Here is a 1,400-nt window from a genome sequence, read left to right on the forward strand (position 1 = left end):
CGACCAGGCGATCGCGCTGAAGCCCGGCTACTCCGAGAGCTGGAACCGCCGCGCCACGCTCAACTACACAAACGGCGCCATGCGCAAATCCATGTCCGATATCGAACATGTGCTCGACATCGAGCCGCGCCATTTCGGCGCGCTTGCCGGCATGGCCTCCATTCTTGGTGACAGCGGCAACGACCAGCTGGCGCTGAAGGCATGGGAGCGTTTCCTCGAAATCTACCCCGCAAACCGCAATGCGCAGGAACAGCTGAACACGCTTTCCGAAAAGCTAGCCGGCAGCCGCACCTGACACATTACTGTGTCATAGGTTCCCCTCTTGCCTGGCCCCTCTTGAAGGTGAACCGCGCGAGCCAATCTAACGTATGGTCCGTTAGTCCCTGCCGCAGGTCGCACCATGCTTACCCTCGTCTCCGCCCTCCTCGCCCCTTTAGCCGCAGCAATCGGCTACTCCTCCTATAAGGCCCGCCAGTTCGAGCAGGCCTATCCCAATATTGGCGAGCTGACCGACATCGGCGGCTACCGCATGAACGCCGTCCACATCGAGCGCCCCGAAACCGCCGACCTGCCGGCTCTGGTCTTCATCCACGGCGCCAGCGGCAACCTGCTAGACCAGATCGGCGCCTTTCTGGAACCCTTGCGTGGTCGCGCTGAAATGCTCTTCGTCGACCGCCCCGGCCACGGCTATTCCGAACGTGGCGGACCGGATAACGCCCTGCCCTCAGGCCAGGCGGACGCCATCGCCGCGCTGATGGAAAAGCGCGGCATCGACAAGGCGATCATTGTCGGCCATTCCTTCGGCGGCGCCATCGCCGCCGCATTCGGCGTCCGCCATCCGGAAAAGACGGCTGGCCTGCTCTTCCTCGCGCCCGCCACGCACCCGTGGCCCGGTGGCGTCGACTGGTACTATCACGTCTCGACGGCCCCGGTGATCGGCTGGCTCTTCAACCATGCGCTGGTCGTGCCGCTTGGCCTCCGGCGCCTTGAACGCGGCACCCTCAATGTCTTCCGTCCCAACCCACGGCCGGACGATTACATCCTGAAAACCGGCCCCTCGCTGGTGCTGCGCCCCGCCACCTTCCACAACAACGCCGCCGACTTTGTGCGCCTGCTCGATTACTTCAAGACGCAGTCGCATCTCTATATCAAGATATCGGCGCCCACCGTCATCATCACCGGCGACAGCGACGACATCGTCTGGGAGCACCTGCATTCGCAGGGCCTCGCCCGCGACATCGCCGGCTCCGAACTGGTCAAGATCAAGGGCGTCGGCCACAAGCCCGACTACCTCGCTACCGACGTCGCCATCGCGGCAATGGAGAAGATGTCTGGCCACGACCGCGACCTGCAGGCCGCCGCACGGCTCGCCGAGGCAAGACTGGCCGCACCGCCAGCGC

At 64.3% G+C, this 1,400-nt stretch carries 1 protein-coding gene and 1 pseudogene; both read left to right on the plus strand.

Annotation, left to right across the window (positions count from 1 at the left end; genetic code table 11):
• A pseudogene (locus B3605_RS17615) lies at positions 1–295 on the plus strand (hypothetical protein); the annotation flags it as partial.
• Between the two features lie 105 nt (positions 296–400).
• Positions 401–1,400 (plus strand): alpha/beta fold hydrolase (locus B3605_RS17620; protein WP_296435312.1); only part of this gene is annotated, 1,000 nt, incomplete at its 3' end.

This window comes from Rhizobium sp. UBA1881 (genome assembly GCF_002338015.1).
Classification (GTDB): Bacteria; Pseudomonadota; Alphaproteobacteria; order Rhizobiales; family Rhizobiaceae; genus Rhizobium.